Genomic DNA, 17,093 nt, shown 5'->3' with positions numbered 1-17,093 from the left:
AAATCGATTGCTCTTTTGGTTTCAACAGATTTAGTTATCAATAGGAGTTGCAGTTTCTAAATGCGTGGTTTTTGTGACTAAGCTCTCAAGGGGCTACTGTACGTCCCGATATTATTGCCTCAACGAAAACGAACAAGTTCAACAGAATTGGTAATAGCGTTCTATAATAGAGGCGTTTTATCAAAACAAAACTTTGGAGAGCACTTATGGCAACCCCACACATTAACGCACAACCAGGTGATTTCGCTGAAACAGTTCTGATGCCAGGCGACCCGTTGCGCGCTAAATACATCGCTGAAACGTTCCTAGAAGATGTGAAACAAGTTTGTGACGTTCGCAACATGTTCGGCTTTACTGGCACTTACAAAGGCAAAAAAGTTTCTGTAATGGGCCACGGCATGGGTATCCCGTCTTGCTGTATCTACGTACACGAGCTAATCGCTGAATACGGCGTGAAAAACGTTATCCGTGTGGGTAGCTGTGGTGCAGTACGTGACGACGTGAAACTAATGGACGTTGTTATCGGTATGGGTGCTTCTACAGACTCTAAAGTTAACCGTATCCGTTTTAACAACCACGATTTCGCAGCAATCGCTGATTACGGTCTTCTAGAAGAAGCAGTTAACCAAGCACGCGCTCAGGAAGTGCCAGTAAAAGTAGGTAACGTATTCTCTGCAGACCTGTTCTACACACCAGAAGCAGACATCTTCGAGAAGATGGAAAAACTAGGCATCCTAGGTGTAGACATGGAAGCGGCTGGTATCTACGGCGTAGCAGCTGACCTAGGCGCGAAAGCACTGACTATCCTGACAGTTTCTGACCACATCATCCGTGGTGAAAAACTAAGCTCAGAAGAGCGTCAGAAGTCGTTCAACGACATGATGAAAGTTGCACTAGAAACTGCAATCAACATCTAAGAACAAATAGTAAGTAATAATTTGCAGCCAGAGTTATGCTGGCTGCCCGAATTATCCCGAGGGGGCGATTGTGTCTAACGGCGAACTGCCAAAAGACGCAGATGGGTTACAACTCAACTTTTGTAAAACATTGGCGTGTGACAACTTTGGATTGAGTGATGCAAAGCGTTACGTTCTGCAACATGCGAACCCTAAGCGTCCGGCGATGGTATGCCGTGAATGTGGAGCTTTCCCCCCCTTACTTAATAATCGCGATGTCGTGAACGAACTTCATCGCCTGCGGCACGTCCACAGTGACGGGTTGCCTGCTTGCCGTAATGATGATTGCGACAACTTTGGACTTTCTGTCCACACTCACAAACACCTCTATCACGCTTTCGGTTACAGTGGCGATCGCCAACGTTACCGCTGTAAAGTGTGTCAAAGTACCTTTGTCGACAAGTGGTCTGGTGCCAACAAGAAGCTTCAATTTCAAGAGAACTTGATGGGTTTATTGTTTACGGGATATTCCGTACGAGAAATCTGCCGCAAGCTTAGTATTAATCCAAAAACCTTTTACGATCATGTTGACCATATAGCTAGCCGCTGCCGCCGCAAGCTGGCAACCATTGATGCGCGCTGGGTAAACCACGCAACGCATTATGAATTGGCCTCAAACTATATTGCATTGCAACCGAACAGCAATAATGGTGTGTATTGGATTGTTTCTGGCGAAGCGCATTCTGGCTATATTCTTTGCCAGCACGTCAATTATTCCGCTGATGAAGAGCCAATCGCAACGCTCGATCATAATCCTTACGATGAGGTGTCTCGTTTTGTTTCCCAGGAGTACGTAGCGGAAGCAAGTGAGCCGCTTGCGGAACCTTCTCATCACCTCAGAGAGCGAATTGACCAAAAATACCAAACAATTTTGGCTCGCGGTAACGTAGAAGACCCTCTTGGTAATCTATCTGTATTTCATTACCCTTCAAAAGGGGCATTAGTCCGTCCGCCATACACCTCGTATGCACACTATTTGCACGTACTTGATATGTGCTGCCCAAACAAACGTGTATCTCTATACATGCCTCAAGATCCCCTACTACGTTCAGCTGCACTGAGCGTTTGTTTACCTCGTATTAAAGAGAAAAGTGTCGACTTGATGTACGTAGAAGAGGACGCTAGTTGGGACATGAGCACTCCCTTTGGCAAAGTCGATATCGCCTATATGAGTTGGTGGCGCGATCGTTGGGCAATCTCTAGTCAAAACGAAAACCACAAAGGCATTTGCTACCTCGCTGGCGATCAAAATGAGCCTGAAAAATGGTTTAACGTTGCGACAACTCGTCATGTGAAGTTTTATCAAAACCGCTTTCAGATTCTTTTCGAAAGCTTCATTAACGAGCCACGTCGCAAATTACGACCTGCTGGTATTTTACCTCTTTTAGATATATTCAGAGCTTGGCATAATTTGTGCTATCAGGATAAACAAGGTCTTACCGCTGCACAAAGGTTGGAAGTCTCTGATGCACCTTTGACAATCAAACAGCTCCTATCGTAGCTATTCTATTGGTAATTTAGATGTAGTAATTAGGGGTTGTAACGGTATACATTACGGCCCCTGATCGTTTACCAAAACGTTATCCGCATCGCTTTGGTAAAGAAACATGCATCTAACCACTTAATATTAGGTGTGATTTCCAGTTCGATAGTCATGGATGTGAACGTTGGATAAAAACCAAATTCAGCTAGAAGATGATCTCACTAAGCTTAAAGGCCAAATAAAATCGGCCCCTAAACATACCTTTAATATTGCGCAGCAATATCGTATCCGCGCGGAACAAATTTTATTTGTGGACGGAGAGATCAAAGCCTTACTCATCATGGCGCAATGCTGTTGGTGCCTAATGGATTACCGACAAGGCTTAAAACTCGTCAAAGACGCTTACAGCAAACAAACACAGCTTGAAACCGACGATCATCTCCCGGAAATTCTCCATCTTTTTGCACTCCAATATTGGGGCCAAGCAAAGTATTATTCCGCGCAACAATATTGGATTAATGCGCTCGAACAATCTGCTCTTGTTGATGATGTTGAAATTCAAATCGAATCTCTAATTGGGCTTGGTAATGTATGGCGCATCACTAATGAACACCAACTTGCCGCTTCAACTCATGAGTTAGCCGTTAAAGTGGCAAACAATGTTCGTATTGCTTGGTTAGAAGGCAAAGCGCGCATCCTATTAGCTTGGGACTATTACTTACTAAATAAGTTTGTCGAGATGCTTACGGTACTGGATGGAGCAACCGAAGTATTAAAAGATCATGGTGACAGTACGTGGCAAGCCGAGATCTGGGACTTTAAAGGGTTAGCACTGCTTGGACTAGAACGCCTTGATGCGGCCGAAGAAGCCACCCAAAAAGCCCACCAGCTCGCCATTGAGCATGATCTCGTTTGGATGAAAGCACACTCTTTTATTAGCCGAGCAAGACTTGAGCTTTTGCGCCAAAATACAGACAGCGCTGCCAAGTTGCTACTTGCAGCAGAAGAGTCTGCACTCAGTTTCGACCACGGTGAGCTACTCAGCCAAATTTGCTTCCAACAATCACGAGTCGCTGAAGAACAAGGAGACTTTGAGTCTGCGTTTAACGCGTTCAAGAAATACCGTAAGCACGCACTCAAAATGCTCAAAGAACAAACTCACCGAATCAGCATGGATAAAGCAAGAGGCTCTAAACGCCAACTAGAGCAGCGAGCACGTAAGCTGATCAATCATATTCGCTCTCAACACGAATACGACCCTGAAAAACAGTTCTCTAATGTCGTTTCTGAGACCTACTGGTGGGAACAGTTAGTTTTGTTTAAAACGGAGCTCAAACGCTCTAACCACGCCATCATTATGATTCAGCATTCAAACCCCGAAGTTCTCGATGTTTGTACCGAGCTCGTTCATGCATTGACAACCTCCAGCGACCTCATCTCGAGAATTTCCAGTAACAGGCTAGCAATGTTAATTGCAGAAAAAGGTCAAGCAGCAGAAGAGGTCTACCGCACTGTCCAAGCGATGTTAGACATCTATCCATGGAAGCGACGCGGAATCAAAGGCCCTAAACCGATACTGTATTTGCAAGATATCCTGACCTTCCCATTCACGTTAGAACAGCTCGAAGAAAGTTATATTGAGGTAATGAAGAATGGAACAACTGCTTAGCAAGGTGACTGACGCAGGTATCGATCCTTCTTCCGTTTCAGGTGAAGAAGCGATTACGCTATGGGAACACATAGGGTTACATATTGCGTCAACAAACCGAGAGAAAGCGCATTGCTATATCATTAGCGCCGAGTATCGAAGAGAGATCAAACAGCTCAACGACAGCATTAGTGAATTGAAACAAGCGCTTGAGTTGCTTGTTTTACCAGAGGATGTAGAAGATATTCTTTCTGTGAAAGCAAGCTTGAGTGAGCGTTTAGTTGAAGTAGGTGACTACAATGCGGCATTAACCGAGTATGTTGCTTCAACCAATATCGCCGTCGAGTACGGCTATATTGATGAGTACGTATTGGCCATTATTGGAATGGGTAATTTGTGCGATGCCTATGGGGATCACCAACGTGCATTACGTTATTATCAAAAAATAGATGCTATCGATCACGCTATTGGCAGTCGATCCCTACGCCTTCGTTACAAGCTGTACATGCTTGCCTGTTATATCAGCTTGAACCGTACCGCAGACGCCAAAGAGCTATTGAGTGAATGTGAAGAACTGAGCATTCTCGTCAGTGATAAAAACCTCGCCGCACAAATTCACCTCTACCGAGCCAAATTACATCGTCTGCAAGAAGACTACCCCAGTGCGTTGCTGGCTATTTCGAATGTTCAGTATACAACGGGTAGTGCCACGACATACTGGTTATCTACGATGGTCAAAATTGAGACTGCGTATTGTCTAAACGGTGTAGGGCACACCTCTTTAGCTAATTTAACGTTGGACTCCATCAGTAAAAGGATTCAAAAGCAGCTATCTCCTATCGTTACTCAGCATTTTTATAACGCGATGAGTCAAGTTTACGCCTCTCAAGGGTTGTATCAAGAAGCATTAAATTGTGAAAAAAAAGCGCATAGAATCGAATCTGATCTTGTAAAACATATTCCGATCGGTGAGTTAGGGTCTGCTCAACTACGCCGACTTTCACGCTTTGAGTTACGACTCAAACTCATTTTGTCAGAGCTAGAAAACAAAGAACTAAAAGAAACCACCAAGCAGCATAAAAATACTGTTGCTCAGCTACAGCAGGACGTCTTTACCGATCCACTTACGTCTTTACACAACCGACGCTGGTTAGAAGTTAAACTAAAAGATCTACTTCTGCACGATACTGCATTTGCATTGATGGTCATCGATATCGATCACTTCAAATCTATCAATGACGAACTAAGCCACTTGGTTGGCGACAAAGCGATCAAAAGTGTGTCACAGGAACTGGCGTCCTACTTCAGATTTAAAGGCGCATCGTGCGTACGATTTGGTGGTGAAGAGTTCCTCGTGATCCTTGAGAATACCCAACTGGAACGCGCAGAAATGCATGCCGAGAATTATCGTGAACGGATTTATCAATATGGTTGGGACGATATTCTTGGTGAACGGGGGCTGACAGTATCCATAGGGATTACCTTGCATCGAGAAGGCGAGAATACTCAGCGAACTTTTTATCGTGCAGACAAAGCTCTTTATCGCGCCAAAGCCAATGGCAGAAACCAAGTCTGTACCGAACTTTAAACCATGCCCCGGTTGACACCTGGGGCTTTAGTATACTTTTTACTTATCCTTCCTATATCACTTCACTGCTTGTTTAAATAAGTACTCAGCAACACCTTAACTGCCAATAAACATCAGTGGATACTTACATCGCATAAACATAATTCCTACATAAAAACCGCTTGATTCACCTGTAGTTAAGACAAATACTTAAATTGTTAATTTACGTAGATTTTCCATTTCGCAATACGCACAGGTAGGTAAGATGTTTCTAGACTATTTTGCACTTGGGTTACTCATCTTCGTTGCTTTAGTGATCTTTTACGGAATCATTGTCATCCATGATATTCCATATGAAATCGCCAAAGAGAGAGAGCACCCGCACCAAGACGCAATTCACTACGCTGGCTGGGTCAGCCTTTTCACTTTGCATGCGCTGTGGCCATTTTTATGGATCTGGGCAACATTATGGCGCAAGGAACGCGGCTGGGGTTTTAAACAACTAGAACAAGAAACACACGACATTCATCACCGCCTTGAAGAACTCATCGATGAAGTCAACGAACTCAAAAACCAAGTATCGATGTTGAAACAACAAAAGATTCAGCAAAAGCCTTTGCCTGAACAAAGTAAAGAGGACGAATAATGGACTTATTGCTGATTCTGACTTACGCAGCTCTTTGTATTGCCATTTTTAAAATTTTCAATATTCCTCTAAACAAATGGACCGTTCCAACCGCCGTACTTGGCGGCGTAGTGTTAGTGGGCACACTCGTGCTGCTTATGAACTACAACCACCCATTTACGCAATTGGGTAACCAAGTGTTCCCGACTACGCCTATCGTCTCTGGCGTGCGTGGCCGCGTGGTGGAAGTGCCAGTCCAAGCCAACCAACCGCTCAAAACGGGCGATATTCTTTTCAAAATCGATCCTGTGCCTTTTGAAGCAGAAGTTGCTCGCCTTGAAGCGAAAGTCAAAGAAGCAAGCCAAGGTGCGTTGGGTTTAGAGTCTGATCTAAGAGAAGCAGAAGCTGCTGTATTGAAAGCGCAAGCGGACAGAGATAAAGCACAAAGGGAGTTTAGCCGATATCAAAGGGGCTTTGATCGTGGCGCGTTTACTGAACAAGATTTAGATACTCGACGCCAAGCGTATAAAGCGGCAGAAGCCATGTTAGACGTTGCGATTTTGCAACAAGAACAAGCGCAAATCGCTCTGGACTCTGAAATCGGAGGCGAAAATACCCAAGTCGCGCAACTTCTTGCCGAGCTGCGTAAAGCAGAGTTTAACCTAGAGCAAACCGTCGTTCGTGCGCCAACCGATGGTTACGTTACGCAATTGGCTTTGCGTCCTGGTGTTATGGCTGTGCCGTTGCCACTTGCCCCGGCAATGACCTTCGTACATACCGAAGACATTACGTACACCGCGGCATTCAGACAGAACTCATTACAACGCTTGAAGCCAGGCTTTGAAGCAGAATTTATGTTCCGCGCAATTCCGGGCAAAGTGTTCCGTGGCGAAGTCATTGACGTGATTCCGGCCATTGGTGAAAGCCAAATTCAAGCGCGAGGCGCTCTGCTTGGGACTGATGCCTTGCGCACGAGCGGACGTGTTTTTGCGAAGCTGAAAATTACCGACGACTTGAGTGGATACCACCTACCAATGGGTACTGCGGTTGAAGTTGCAGTTTATTCAGACAGCTTTACTCACGTATCAGTGATGCGCAAAGTGCTTATTCGTATGAAGAGCTGGCAGAACTATTTATACCTCGACCATTAATGAACATATAGCGCATTCATTTATTGGTAAAAATAACATCAAACCGTGTAATCAGGGGCTGACGATCAGCTCCTGATTCATTCTAGCCATCCAGATAGATAGCATTCCCACTTTTATTAATATTCTGTATAATGCGCGCCTTATTTTTAATGCTTGCTAAAACCAAAGCCAGTCAAAGGGATGCGTGAATCAAATCACACATTTCCTGAAGAAAAATAGAGCAAACAATAAGCAGCTTGGTTGTTTTGAATATATGTTACACAATCAAATAACTAACGCTTTCCAACAATATAAATGAACGTTCTTTAAAATCGACTATTGAACTGAGGTTATCTATGAATCTTTCCGCTAAAACTGTTGTGGTTATTGCAATCGGTGCTGCTCTTTACGGTATCGGCGGCTTACCTATGTTTGGCATCCCTGTGTTTGCAAACACAACGCTAAAACCAGCAATGGCAGTATTAGCATTGTTCTCAGTACTATTTGGACCACTTGTTGGCTTCTTGGTTGGTTTTATTGGTCACTGGGTTACTGACCTATTTGCAGGTTGGGGCGTATGGCTCACTTGGGTACTTGGTTCAGGTATTGTTGGTTTGATTATCGGTCTATTCCCTTCTCTAACGCGCTACCGTTTGGAGAAAGGTGATTTCAATATGAAAGACTTCGCGTTATTCGTAGTACTTGCGCTATTAGGCAACGTATTTGGTTACGGTTGCTCTGCATTCCTCGACACGATTTTATACGCAGAACCGTTCACTAAAGTGTTTACCCAGCTTTCTATTATCGCGATCGGTAACACCATTCTTATTGCTATTGTTGGCTTCTTCATTCTTAAGTCTGTCGCTAAACGTAACAAGCAAAGCCGTAACTTAACAGAGGCTTAATGTCGAATGACAATCGAATTTTCTAACTTCTCTTTTAGATATGAGTCGCTGGACAAACCGACGCTAAAAAATATCAATCTAAGGATAGAGAAAGGAGAGAAAATCGTCATTATCGGTCCAAGTGGTAGTGGTAAATCTACTCTTGGGCAATGTCTTAACGGACTGATCCCACACGCAATCAAAGGGGAAACCAGTGGAACATTGACCATCAATGGTCAAGACACCGCCCCTTTCGACATGCACCAATACACTGAGCAAGTTGGCACCGTACTGCAAGATACGGACAGCCAATTTGTCGGTTTGAGCATTGGCGAAGACATTGCATTTGCGCTGGAGAACCAGCTAACTTCAAATATCGACATGTACCCATTGGTCAAAGCCACGGCCAAAATGGTCGACTTGGAACAGATGCTAGAACGCTCACCCCACGATTTATCTGGCGGGCAGAAACAGCGTGTTTCTTTGGCGGGCATTCTCGTCGATGATGTCGATATCCTTTTGTTTGATGAACCACTAGCTGCGCTTGACCCTAAAACGGGTAAAAAAACCATCGAGATCATCGATGATCTACACCGCGAAACGGGCAAAACCATCGTAATCATTGAACATCGTCTTGAAGACGTTCTGCATTGCTCAGTTGACCGTATTATCTTGATGGAAAGTGGCAAAATCATTGCCGATACAACGCCAGATGAAATTTTAGCGTCGCCTTTGCTAGAAGATTACGGCATCCGCGAACCGCTTTATATTTCAGCACTGAAAGAAGCAGGCTGCGCGATTGAGGGCGATGCAAAACCTTCTAGCTTAACTACCTTACCGTTGGAGCAATATAAACCGGCAGTACAAGCATGGTTTGATGGTTCAACAGCACAACCGCCCAAAACGCCAGCCGAGACTTTGCTTGAAGTCCGTGGCCTCACCTATTCTTACGACGGTGAGAAAAACGCGTTAGAAGACGTGAGTTTTGACATCAAGCGTGGCGAGTTTGTCTCTGTACTTGGCAAAAATGGCTCGGGTAAATCGACCATCACCAAACTGATTATGGGCGTTATTGAAGCGGATAGCGGCTCAATGAGTATGAATGGTCAAGATCTTAACGAACTGACCATCTTCGAGCGCAGCCAGAAAGTGGGCGTGGTGATGCAAAACCCGAATCACATGATTTCCCATCACATGATTTTCGACGAAGTGGCCTTCGGCCTCCGTAATCGTGGCGTTGAAGAGAAACAAATCGAAGCTAAAGTCCTTGAGCTGTGCGGTTTGAGCAAATACCGCCACTGGCCAATCGAAGCATTGAGCTACGGCCAGAAAAAGCGCGTAACCATTGCGTCAATTTTGGTATTGGAACCAGAGCTTCTGATCCTTGATGAACCGACGGCAGGTCAGGACTATCGAAACTACACGTCTATGCTGAGTTTCATCGAAAAGCTCAATCGCGAGTTGGGCGTAACCGTGATGATCATCTCTCATGACATGCATTTAGTGCTGGAATACACCACGCGCTCTATCGTGATTGCAGACAGTAAATTAGTCGCGGATGCACCAATGACGCAGGTATTCAGCAGTCCAGAGCTACTAGACCAAGCAAACCTCACCACAACAAGTCTGTTTGAGTTGGCTACGAAAGTTGGCATCGAAGACACCAATGGCTTTATGCAGCACTTTATCAATGTAGAAAAAGCGCACCGCCAACAAAAAAGCGACGACGTAAACCAACTAGAGAAAGCGGTGGCATGAAAGACAATAAGATGAAGTTTGGTATCAACTACATCGATACCCAATCACCACTTCATAAGTTGAATGGCATTACTAAGTTCTTGCTTTTCATTGCTTGGGTAACGGTGGTGTTGACCACATTTGACTTGCGAATCATCGCACTGTTGATCGTGCTTGGTTTAGGCTTACTGAAAATGACCAAAGTGCCCTTTCATGTCTACAAACCGCTGTTATTCGGTACAGGCACGGTATTACTGATCAATGCCCTGTTTATGTTCGCGTTAGCACCGCAACAAGGTACTGAATTCATGGGCTCATCAACGGTTTTACTCTCGTTACCCGGTAATTACTCGCTCACTCAAGAGACGTTGTTTTACCTAGTAACAGTGACGTTGAAATACTTCAGCATGTTTCCAATCGCGTTGGTGTTTGTATTTACCACTCACCCGACGGAGTTTTCAGCCAGCTTGAACCGCTTGGGTGTACCTTACAAAATCGCCTATGCCGTAAGCTTAACGCTGCGCTACTTGCCGGAAGTGAAAAAGGACTTTGTTAACATCATGCACGCGCAACAAGCACGCGGAGTAGAACTGAGCAAGAAGGCTCCGTTGTTCAATCGTATGAAGAACGTCGCGAAGATTCTTGGACCTCTGATTTTCTCTAGTTTAGACAGAGCCGATCAAATCTCAAACGCGATGACGCTACGTGGTTTTGGCCGCCACTCCTCTCGCACTTGGTACAGCTTAAAACCACTGACCAAAGCCGATATGATCTGCATGGCTGGGATTGCGGTGATAGTGATTGCTGCGATCAGCAAGCGTGTGATGGACACACAACTGTTCTGGTATCCGTTTTAAATTCTGAAGCTTCAAACTGAACATAACGTGGTTAGTGTTGTGACCACGTTATCTTCCGTCTTTCCCCTCGATAACTCGCCTGTTGGCTTCTTGCTTGCAAGTATTCAAAAGAAGCGGTAATTTCAGCGGCTCGCTGATGTGCCAGAAAGTTGCTTATTCAAACGACCAACATGAACTAAACTCATCAGTTTTATCAGGGGCTTAATGATCAACTGCGCACTGCCTACAATGAAAAGCCAAGTACCACTTTCAATCAACGAATCATTCAAAAAGAAAAAGCTACCAATTAAAAACCAAATAGCAATGAGTAGGTCGTTTGCAGCACCTAACGCCTCATAGCGGCGCTGAATAACGATGTGACGGCTTCCTAGATCTAAATCCAACTCTCTGCCATGTATCTGCACTGTATAGCTCCCCTCTTATTGTTTCGCGTCAGTTATGCCCAAGTTATTTCGAAATACTTAGTTCTAAACCCTAACGGACGTGGCATGCATTGACAACCATTGGAGGGATTATCTATTTGCAATAAAAAGAAAAGGGCGCATAAGCACCCTTTTTAGCGAGTCTAATTACAGGTATTCGCTTTAATGATTAGATAGTGAGTACCAACTTAACTCCACTTCAACAAGCGAGTTTCGTTGCCTTCTTCCGGCTTCGCTGGAATATTGAGTGACAACAGCAAGCTCACTGCTGCCATACCAGCGCCGATGTAAAATACGCTAGCAGGTGAAACCAGCCAAATCACACCAAACGTAACAGGTATTACAACCGCCGCAATATGGTTAATCGTAAACGCAACGCCCGCGGTCGACGCCATATCTGCTGGGTCGGCAATTTTCTGGAAGTAGGTTTTAATCGCAAGCGCTAACGCGAAAAATAGATGATCGACAACATACAATGCTGCCGCCCACTCAGCCGTTTGCACCAAACCGTACCCGACAAACACGAAGATCAAACCGACGTATTCAAACATCAACGCTTTGCGCTCACCTACAACGCCGATAAAACGGCCTATTCGCTTCGCAAACAAGAAGTTAAAGACATAGTTAATCAGGAACAGCAACGTAATATCTGCGGCGGAGTAACCAAACTTTTCTACCATCAAGAAACCAGCGAACACCGTAAAAATTTGACGGCGTGCTCCACTCATAAACGTAAGCGCATAGTATAACCAGTAACGTTTACGCAGGATGAGCTTCTTGTTCTGAGGCACTTTTGTCTTAAATTGTGGGAAGGCAAATGCCATCACCAAAATGAGCACAAAACCTAAACCACCAGCCATTAAATAGACCGTTTTAAAATCAAGTTTGAGCTGTTCGAGCGAAACCCAAATGGCGCCGTAGGTAAACAGAGAAGCCAAAGCTCCAACAGAAATAAACTTACCCAGCATTTCTGGCGCTTCTTCTTTAGATAGCCATTGTAAAGACAAAGACTGCTTGAGTGTTTCAAAGTAATGGAAGCCGGTGGACATTAACAAGGTTGTAAAAAGTAGACCGTACAAAGTGGGAAAATAACCTGTTAATGCCGTACCAAGCGTAAGCATCGCCAAAGAGACGAGCATAAAGCGTTGCTCTCGGATAAACAGCAATACAAACACGGCGGTAAAGGCCAAAAAACCCGGAATTTCGCGCACACTTTGCAATAGGCCTATGTCGGCACCATCAAAGTTTGCTTTCTCGATAACAAAGTTGTTCAACAACGCCATCCAGGTAGAAAAAGCAATGGGCACGATAATGGAAATTAACAGGAGGAAATTTTGCGGCGTTCTCCAGCCGTGCGATGAGGTAGTCATGATGTTTCCTTTAAATATGAAGGCATCATCATAGCTTTAAATGTAACAAATTCGCAATATCATTATTATTTTCAGCCCAGAGCAAGCAGATATGGCTGAGGGATATTGTTATGAAGATAAACATCGCGCTTAACTCCTTGGCTAAGCGCGATGTTCAAGTATCAAGAGAAATAAAGCATGAGTAAATGTGCTCAGTGGCTTAATCAATGACTTTTACTGATAGGCGATTTTTAAATTCAAACACATGTTCTGGACATACATCCAAACAACGACCACAGCTAATGCAGTTTTGATCCATAACTCGACGATCTCCCTCTTTCAAAGGCTGCCGAAGCACTTCTGGTTCTGGGCAAACGTAAAAGCAATCCATGCATTTGGTGCAATCTTCGCGGCGAACAGCAGTAACGCGCAACAGGCTTTTTCGGCCTATCACGCCATAGGTAGCCCCCAGTGGACATAAGTGCCCACACCACCCATGCTCAACCAAGAGTAAATCCAACACGAACACCAGGGCGATCAACACCCAACCTGCGCCCATACCAAACACCAACCCGCGATGCAGTGCCGCCACTGGATCTAACCATGTCCAAAGAATTGCGCCAGACAGCGCACTGCCCAACATCAAAACAGGGATCAGCCAATAACGAATCACGGGAGACCAACGATAGCTCGCTTTAATGTTGAGCTTTCGACGCAACCACGCCGCCAAGTCTGTCACGATGTTCAACGGGCACACCCAAGCACAAAATGCGCGCGGCGCCAAAATCGCGTAAAACACCACGACAATCACTACGCCTAACAACGCATTAAACTCCGGAACATGCCCTGTCGCCAAAGCTTGAAGCACAATTAACGGGTCACTTAACGGCACGGTATCGAGCAACATACTTGATGACAGATTACCAGTTAGAATTCCCAGCGTCGGCCCAGCCATAAATAGCGCAATGATGGTGAACTGACATAGCCGACGTAAAATCAAAAACCGATGCGCGCGCCACCAACCAAGCTTTTCAAGCGCTTCTTTGCCAGCATTTTGAGCTAAATTCTTTGCCATTACTTACCTCCTTTTAGCGATTCAAGCGCACCTTCCGGCACAGGCGTCTCACTAGAGAGGATATTTTCGAGTGGTTTGTCGATCTCTTTCCAACCAAAATTGTAGTGGCTGCCCACTTTGCCTTTCGCCAAATCCGTCGGGACAACTTTAATAGCAGCGACATCCAACACGCACGCTTGTTCACACTTACCACATCCGGTACACACTTCGGAATTCACTGTAGGGATAAGTTTGGCGTGATAGCCGGTTCGGTCGTTGTGAACCATCTCTAACGTGATGGCTGCATCAATCAGCGGACAAACGCGATAACAAACGTCGCATCGTAACCCTTGCCAGTTAAGGCAAGTTTCATGGTCAATAAGAACCGCTGTACCCATTCGAGCATCATCAATATCGGTTAGTTTCGGATCCAGCGCCCCACTCGGACAAGCGACAACACAAGGAATGTCTTCGCACATTTCGCAGGGAATATCGCGTGCAGTAAAGTAAGGTGAGCCGGTCGCGACGGGTGAAAGTAATGTCGCAAGTTTCAAGGTATCGTAAGGACATGCCTGAACACACAAGCCACATCGAATACAAGCTGATTCGAAATCGCCTTCCGGCAGTGCACCAGGCGGACGAATAGGCACACCTTTGGTTTCTCGAGCTTGGCTTTGTAGCGATTGTAAGCCCAATACACACGCAGCTGCGCCAACACCAGCCGCAGTTCGAGCTGTATCACGCAAAAATCGGCGCCGACTTTGCGATATTTTAGACTGAGAGGATTTCATGCTATTTCCTCAACAAAACTCCCTTATCAAGTTAAGCATAAATAGCCCTAAACGTGTCGTTTCCCTATACCTCATAGGAGGTAACCCCATCCTCTATTGATTCAAGTCAACTGACGCACAGTGCCGTCGTCACAGTTTGACTAAATGCGTTTATTTACTGCGACATGAAATTCACCACGATACTCTGCAGTACGCGCCATTCTCAGTACAATAATTCAACACCTTTGCAATCTACTCGCTCAATTCGATGATAAATCACTACTAAAAATTCAAAAAATGACATCATAACAAGCTAATTTAAAAGGCATTTATCCATTAAACATAAAAAAACACTATCCAAATAAGAAAACTGTGGTTAGATTAAAAATTAAAACTAAAAAGCGAAGGAGAGAGGCATGGAAATTATCGTACGTCCAACGACCGTCGAAGACGCAGCGGCACTCGTAGAAATCTATTCACAACCAAAAGCACAACGTGAAACCCTGCAACTCCCAAAGCCTTCGCTCGCGATGTGGGTGGAAAGATTGTCAAACATACCTGATGGTGTTTATAGCTATGTCGCTGAAATTGATGGTAAAGTCGTCGGTAATATTGGCTTTCACCACTCTCTACGTCCAAGAACGATGCACACGGCATCGTTTGGCATCGGAGTACATGATAGTTTCCACGGACTCGGTATTGGTAGCAAGTTGATAGAAACAGTCACTGAACTAGCAGATAACTGGTTAAATGTGAGAAGAATTCAGATAGAGGTCAATGCCGATAACGACGCCGCCATTGGGCTTTATAAAAAGCATGGATTTCAAATTGAGGGTGAAGCGATTGACGGTTCCTTCCGTGATGGTGAATTCATCAATACCTATTACATGGCGCGCATCAGACCAGGCCAAAGATAAAACAAAGCCTCCTACTAATTGGAGGCTTTTCTTTTTAAACTTCGACTCACTTTCGTAAGTAAGCCAACGCTCTGCGAGTCAATGCTTCTGTGTATGGATTGATCTTCCAGTGGTCGGGACTCCAACCTTTCACAAATCGCTGAAAGTCTGCCCAAGCCACAGCAAACAAAGGACGCCATTCACGCTCGACTTCATTAGGGTCAAGATTCGGTTGATAGCCCATTAGCGCGTGTTGCAACTGAGCAAAATACGTATCCAAAACCCAAACTTCCATCTCTGCACAACGTTCTGGCTTAACGGCACTACTCATAAACAGTGCCACATCTTTCATGGCACACCCACATCCAACGTATTGAAAGTCAACCGCAGCAACGTTTGATTCTTCTTCATCAAAACAGAAGTTCGCCAATTTGGCATCACCGTGTACTAGTGTTTTAAACTTAGCTTGCGAAAGCGTTTGATCAATCAATTGAGCCGTATTTTGTAGCTCAGTGTCTTGCAATGCTTCAAGCTCGTCGGGTCTGGTTGCTAAGTGCCAGTATGTACCGATATGCCACAACTTATCAGAACGAACATTGATGTATCGCGCATGAAAGTTCGCCAACCAAGTGAGGCAGGCTTGTAGATGCTTTAGCTGTGCATCTGTGATGACTTTTGGAAAGCCCACCTCGGCGAGATCATCCATCACAATGAGCCATTCATTCTCCGATTGGAACGTTTTTAGACCTTGTGGTACTCGGCAGCGAGTATCCACCCCTCCAGAAAAATACTCATACCAATTCACTTCCACCTGATAAGAGTGCAACTTTCTTTGATGAGAACGGTCCGTATTCCAGCCTCTAGGATGCTCTGAAGGCTTAGGGAGTTTTACATGCTTAATGATCACCGAACGAGTAGAATAAGTAACTCGGACTAACTCCCCATAGCCTCCCCATAGCGATTGTATGACTTCTACAGAGCGGTAATTACCGAGATTGAGTTCCTGGCCAATATTTTGGTAGCATTGGTGGTTGTTACTCATCATGCGATCAGATGTGACCACGTTTGGTTCTTCTCCATATAGTGAATAACATATGGGCAAACTGGTTTGATTTGATAACCGAGTGACTCAATTTCTGGCAACACCGCTTCCATCATCACTTTTCCGTACCCCTTACCTCGCAGTGCTTCAGGAACAACCGTTGATGTAATGTGCATGACATTACCCTTAAGCTGATAAATCACCTTGGCTTTATAACCCTGCTCTAAATCAACCCAGAATGTACTATTCGTGGTCTCATGAGTTACTTTATGCATATCTTGCTCTCTAATTTTTGTTACAGATTGATTGAATCAAACTATATCACTGAATAAAATCGATACCATGCGAGAGTGCTGCTTCGCCTCACGCGATTACCTTCTTACATCAGGTACGACAATTATAATGAGAAATATGAGCCCAATTGCCAGAGACGGCAAGCTACCTCTGCAAAGCAAGAAGGCACCAGAACGTCAGGCAAGTACATTAAATAGCACCGATGCAATGGCAATGGTCGAACATGGCAGTGAAGTGAGCTTAAACGTCACCACCCCCGTTGGTACAAAGTTTATTACAACCAGCACATTTGTTGGCTGTCACGGCTTTGTTGCGTAATTCGATGGAACTAAATCAAGAAACTACGATCTGAGCGGCTACGCCCATCAATCGTCGTAGC

General features: G+C 44.9%; 16 protein-coding genes and 1 pseudogene. 11 read left to right on the top strand and 6 right to left on the bottom strand.

Annotation, left to right across the window (positions count from 1 at the left end; genetic code table 11):
* Window positions 1-206 precede the first annotated feature (206 nt).
* From deoD to R7127_RS18320, 9 genes are all read left to right on the top strand, one after another.
* Window positions 207-917: a purine-nucleoside phosphorylase gene (gene deoD / locus R7127_RS18360; RefSeq protein WP_005375140.1), complete on the top strand. Its 711-nt coding sequence runs from the start codon at window positions 207-209 to the stop codon at window positions 915-917.
* 70 nt (window positions 918-987) lie between these two features.
* Entirely contained in the window at window positions 988-2,457 is a 1,470-nt protein-coding gene (locus tag R7127_RS18355) for a hypothetical protein (protein WP_005383936.1), read from the top strand.
* A gap of 166 nt (window positions 2,458-2,623) precedes the next feature.
* Window positions 2,624-4,108 (top strand): hypothetical protein, encoded by a 1,485-nt coding sequence (locus R7127_RS18350; RefSeq protein ID WP_172563922.1) that lies wholly within the window; start codon window positions 2,624-2,626, stop codon window positions 4,106-4,108.
* On the top strand, window positions 4,092-5,675 hold the full coding sequence (locus R7127_RS18345) for a GGDEF domain-containing protein (protein ID WP_064376389.1): 1,584 nt from the start codon (window positions 4,092-4,094) through the stop codon (window positions 5,673-5,675). Before R7127_RS18350 ends, R7127_RS18345 begins: the two co-directional genes overlap by 17 nt.
* Before the next feature lie 244 nt (window positions 5,676-5,919).
* Window positions 5,920-6,300, top strand: coding sequence for a DUF3302 domain-containing protein (locus R7127_RS18340; protein ID WP_064376388.1), 381 nt, complete (start codon window positions 5,920-5,922; stop codon window positions 6,298-6,300).
* Entirely contained in the window at window positions 6,300-7,430 is a 1,131-nt protein-coding gene (locus R7127_RS18335; protein WP_005375134.1) for an HlyD family secretion protein, read from the top strand. Before R7127_RS18340 ends, R7127_RS18335 begins: the two co-directional genes overlap by 1 nt.
* 335 nt (window positions 7,431-7,765) lie before the next feature.
* A complete protein-coding gene (locus tag R7127_RS18330) occupies window positions 7,766-8,314 on the top strand; it encodes an ECF-type riboflavin transporter substrate-binding protein (protein ID WP_005375133.1) in 549 nt (182 codons plus the stop codon).
* A gap of 6 nt (window positions 8,315-8,320) precedes the next feature.
* Window positions 8,321-10,051, top strand: a complete 1,731-nt coding sequence (locus R7127_RS18325; protein WP_318148477.1) for an ABC transporter ATP-binding protein — start codon at window positions 8,321-8,323, stop codon at window positions 10,049-10,051.
* The gene (locus R7127_RS18320; protein WP_005383942.1) at window positions 10,048-10,887 is read left to right on the top strand and encodes an energy-coupling factor transporter transmembrane component T family protein; all 840 of its coding nucleotides are present in this window, start codon (window positions 10,048-10,050) and stop codon (window positions 10,885-10,887) included. The genes R7127_RS18325 and R7127_RS18320 overlap by 4 nt, the downstream gene beginning before the upstream one ends.
* 122 nt (window positions 10,888-11,009) lie before the next feature.
* Here the strand turns inward: R7127_RS18320 and R7127_RS18315 are convergent, their stop codons facing one another.
* From R7127_RS18315 to napG, 4 genes are all read right to left on the bottom strand, one after another.
* On the bottom strand, window positions 11,010-11,291 hold the full coding sequence (locus R7127_RS18315; protein ID WP_025768568.1) for a YrhK family protein: 282 nt from the start codon (window positions 11,289-11,291) through the stop codon (window positions 11,010-11,012).
* Window positions 11,292-11,497: 206 nt separating this feature from the next.
* The gene (locus R7127_RS18310) at window positions 11,498-12,679 is read right to left on the bottom strand and encodes an MFS transporter (protein ID WP_005375129.1); all 1,182 of its coding nucleotides are present in this window, start codon (window positions 12,677-12,679) and stop codon (window positions 11,498-11,500) included.
* A gap of 199 nt (window positions 12,680-12,878) precedes the next feature.
* Window positions 12,879-13,733, bottom strand: coding sequence for a quinol dehydrogenase ferredoxin subunit NapH (napH, locus tag R7127_RS18305; protein ID WP_017635480.1), 855 nt, complete (start codon window positions 13,731-13,733; stop codon window positions 12,879-12,881).
* Window positions 13,733-14,503 carry a ferredoxin-type protein NapG gene (gene napG, locus R7127_RS18300; protein ID WP_262584384.1) on the bottom strand — a complete coding sequence of 257 codons (771 nt, stop codon included), beginning with the start codon at window positions 14,501-14,503 and terminating at the stop codon, window positions 13,733-13,735. The genes napH and napG overlap by 1 nt, the downstream gene beginning before the upstream one ends.
* Window positions 14,504-14,898: 395 nt before the next feature.
* Between napG and R7127_RS18295 the strand changes: the two genes are divergently transcribed.
* Window positions 14,899-15,399, top strand: coding sequence for a GNAT family N-acetyltransferase (locus tag R7127_RS18295; RefSeq protein WP_017820512.1), 501 nt, complete (start codon window positions 14,899-14,901; stop codon window positions 15,397-15,399).
* Window positions 15,400-15,445: 46 nt separating this feature from the next.
* On the opposite strand, the gene R7127_RS18290 is transcribed toward R7127_RS18295, so the two are convergent.
* Both R7127_RS18290 and R7127_RS18285 read right to left on the bottom strand, forming a co-directional pair.
* Window positions 15,446-16,423, bottom strand: a complete 978-nt coding sequence (locus tag R7127_RS18290; RefSeq protein WP_017820513.1) for a phosphotransferase — start codon at window positions 16,421-16,423, stop codon at window positions 15,446-15,448.
* Entirely contained in the window at window positions 16,420-16,695 is a 276-nt protein-coding gene (locus R7127_RS18285) for a GNAT family N-acetyltransferase (RefSeq protein WP_017820514.1), read from the bottom strand. Before R7127_RS18285 ends, R7127_RS18290 begins: the two co-directional genes overlap by 4 nt.
* 127 nt (window positions 16,696-16,822) lie before the next feature.
* Here R7127_RS18285 and R7127_RS18280 point away from each other — a divergent pair.
* Window positions 16,823-17,017 (top strand): annotated as a pseudogene (locus tag R7127_RS18280) (hypothetical protein); the annotation flags it as partial.
* Window positions 17,018-17,093 lie beyond the last annotated feature (76 nt).

Source organism: Vibrio sp. 1159 (assembly GCF_033340395.1).
Taxonomy (GTDB): Bacteria; Pseudomonadota; Gammaproteobacteria; order Enterobacterales; family Vibrionaceae; genus Vibrio; species Vibrio alginolyticus.
This window is presented reverse-complemented; position numbering and strand designations above follow the sequence as displayed.

Coding starts and splice junctions, on each gene's coding strand:
- deoD (WP_005375140.1), top strand. CDS start 207: ATGGCAACCCCACACATTAACGCACAACCAGGTGATTTCGCTGAAACA.
- R7127_RS18345 (WP_064376389.1), top strand. CDS start 4,092: ATGGAACAACTGCTTAGCAAGGTGACTGACGCAGGTATCGATCCTTCT.
- R7127_RS18340 (WP_064376388.1), top strand. CDS start 5,920: ATGTTTCTAGACTATTTTGCACTTGGGTTACTCATCTTCGTTGCTTTA.
- R7127_RS18335 (WP_005375134.1), top strand. CDS start 6,300: ATGGACTTATTGCTGATTCTGACTTACGCAGCTCTTTGTATTGCCATT.
- R7127_RS18330 (WP_005375133.1), top strand. CDS start 7,766: ATGAATCTTTCCGCTAAAACTGTTGTGGTTATTGCAATCGGTGCTGCT.
- R7127_RS18325 (WP_318148477.1), top strand. CDS start 8,321: ATGACAATCGAATTTTCTAACTTCTCTTTTAGATATGAGTCGCTGGAC.
- R7127_RS18320 (WP_005383942.1), top strand. CDS start 10,048: ATGAAAGACAATAAGATGAAGTTTGGTATCAACTACATCGATACCCAA.
- R7127_RS18310 (WP_005375129.1), bottom strand. CDS start 12,679: ATGACTACCTCATCGCACGGCTGGAGAACGCCGCAAAATTTCCTCCTG.
- napH (WP_017635480.1), bottom strand. CDS start 13,733: ATGGCAAAGAATTTAGCTCAAAATGCTGGCAAAGAAGCGCTTGAAAAG.
- napG (WP_262584384.1), bottom strand. CDS start 14,503: ATGAAATCCTCTCAGTCTAAAATATCGCAAAGTCGGCGCCGATTTTTG.
- R7127_RS18295 (WP_017820512.1), top strand. CDS start 14,899: ATGGAAATTATCGTACGTCCAACGACCGTCGAAGACGCAGCGGCACTC.
- R7127_RS18290 (WP_017820513.1), bottom strand. CDS start 16,423: ATGATGAGTAACAACCACCAATGCTACCAAAATATTGGCCAGGAACTC.
- R7127_RS18285 (WP_017820514.1), bottom strand. CDS start 16,695: ATGCATAAAGTAACTCATGAGACCACGAATAGTACATTCTGGGTTGAT.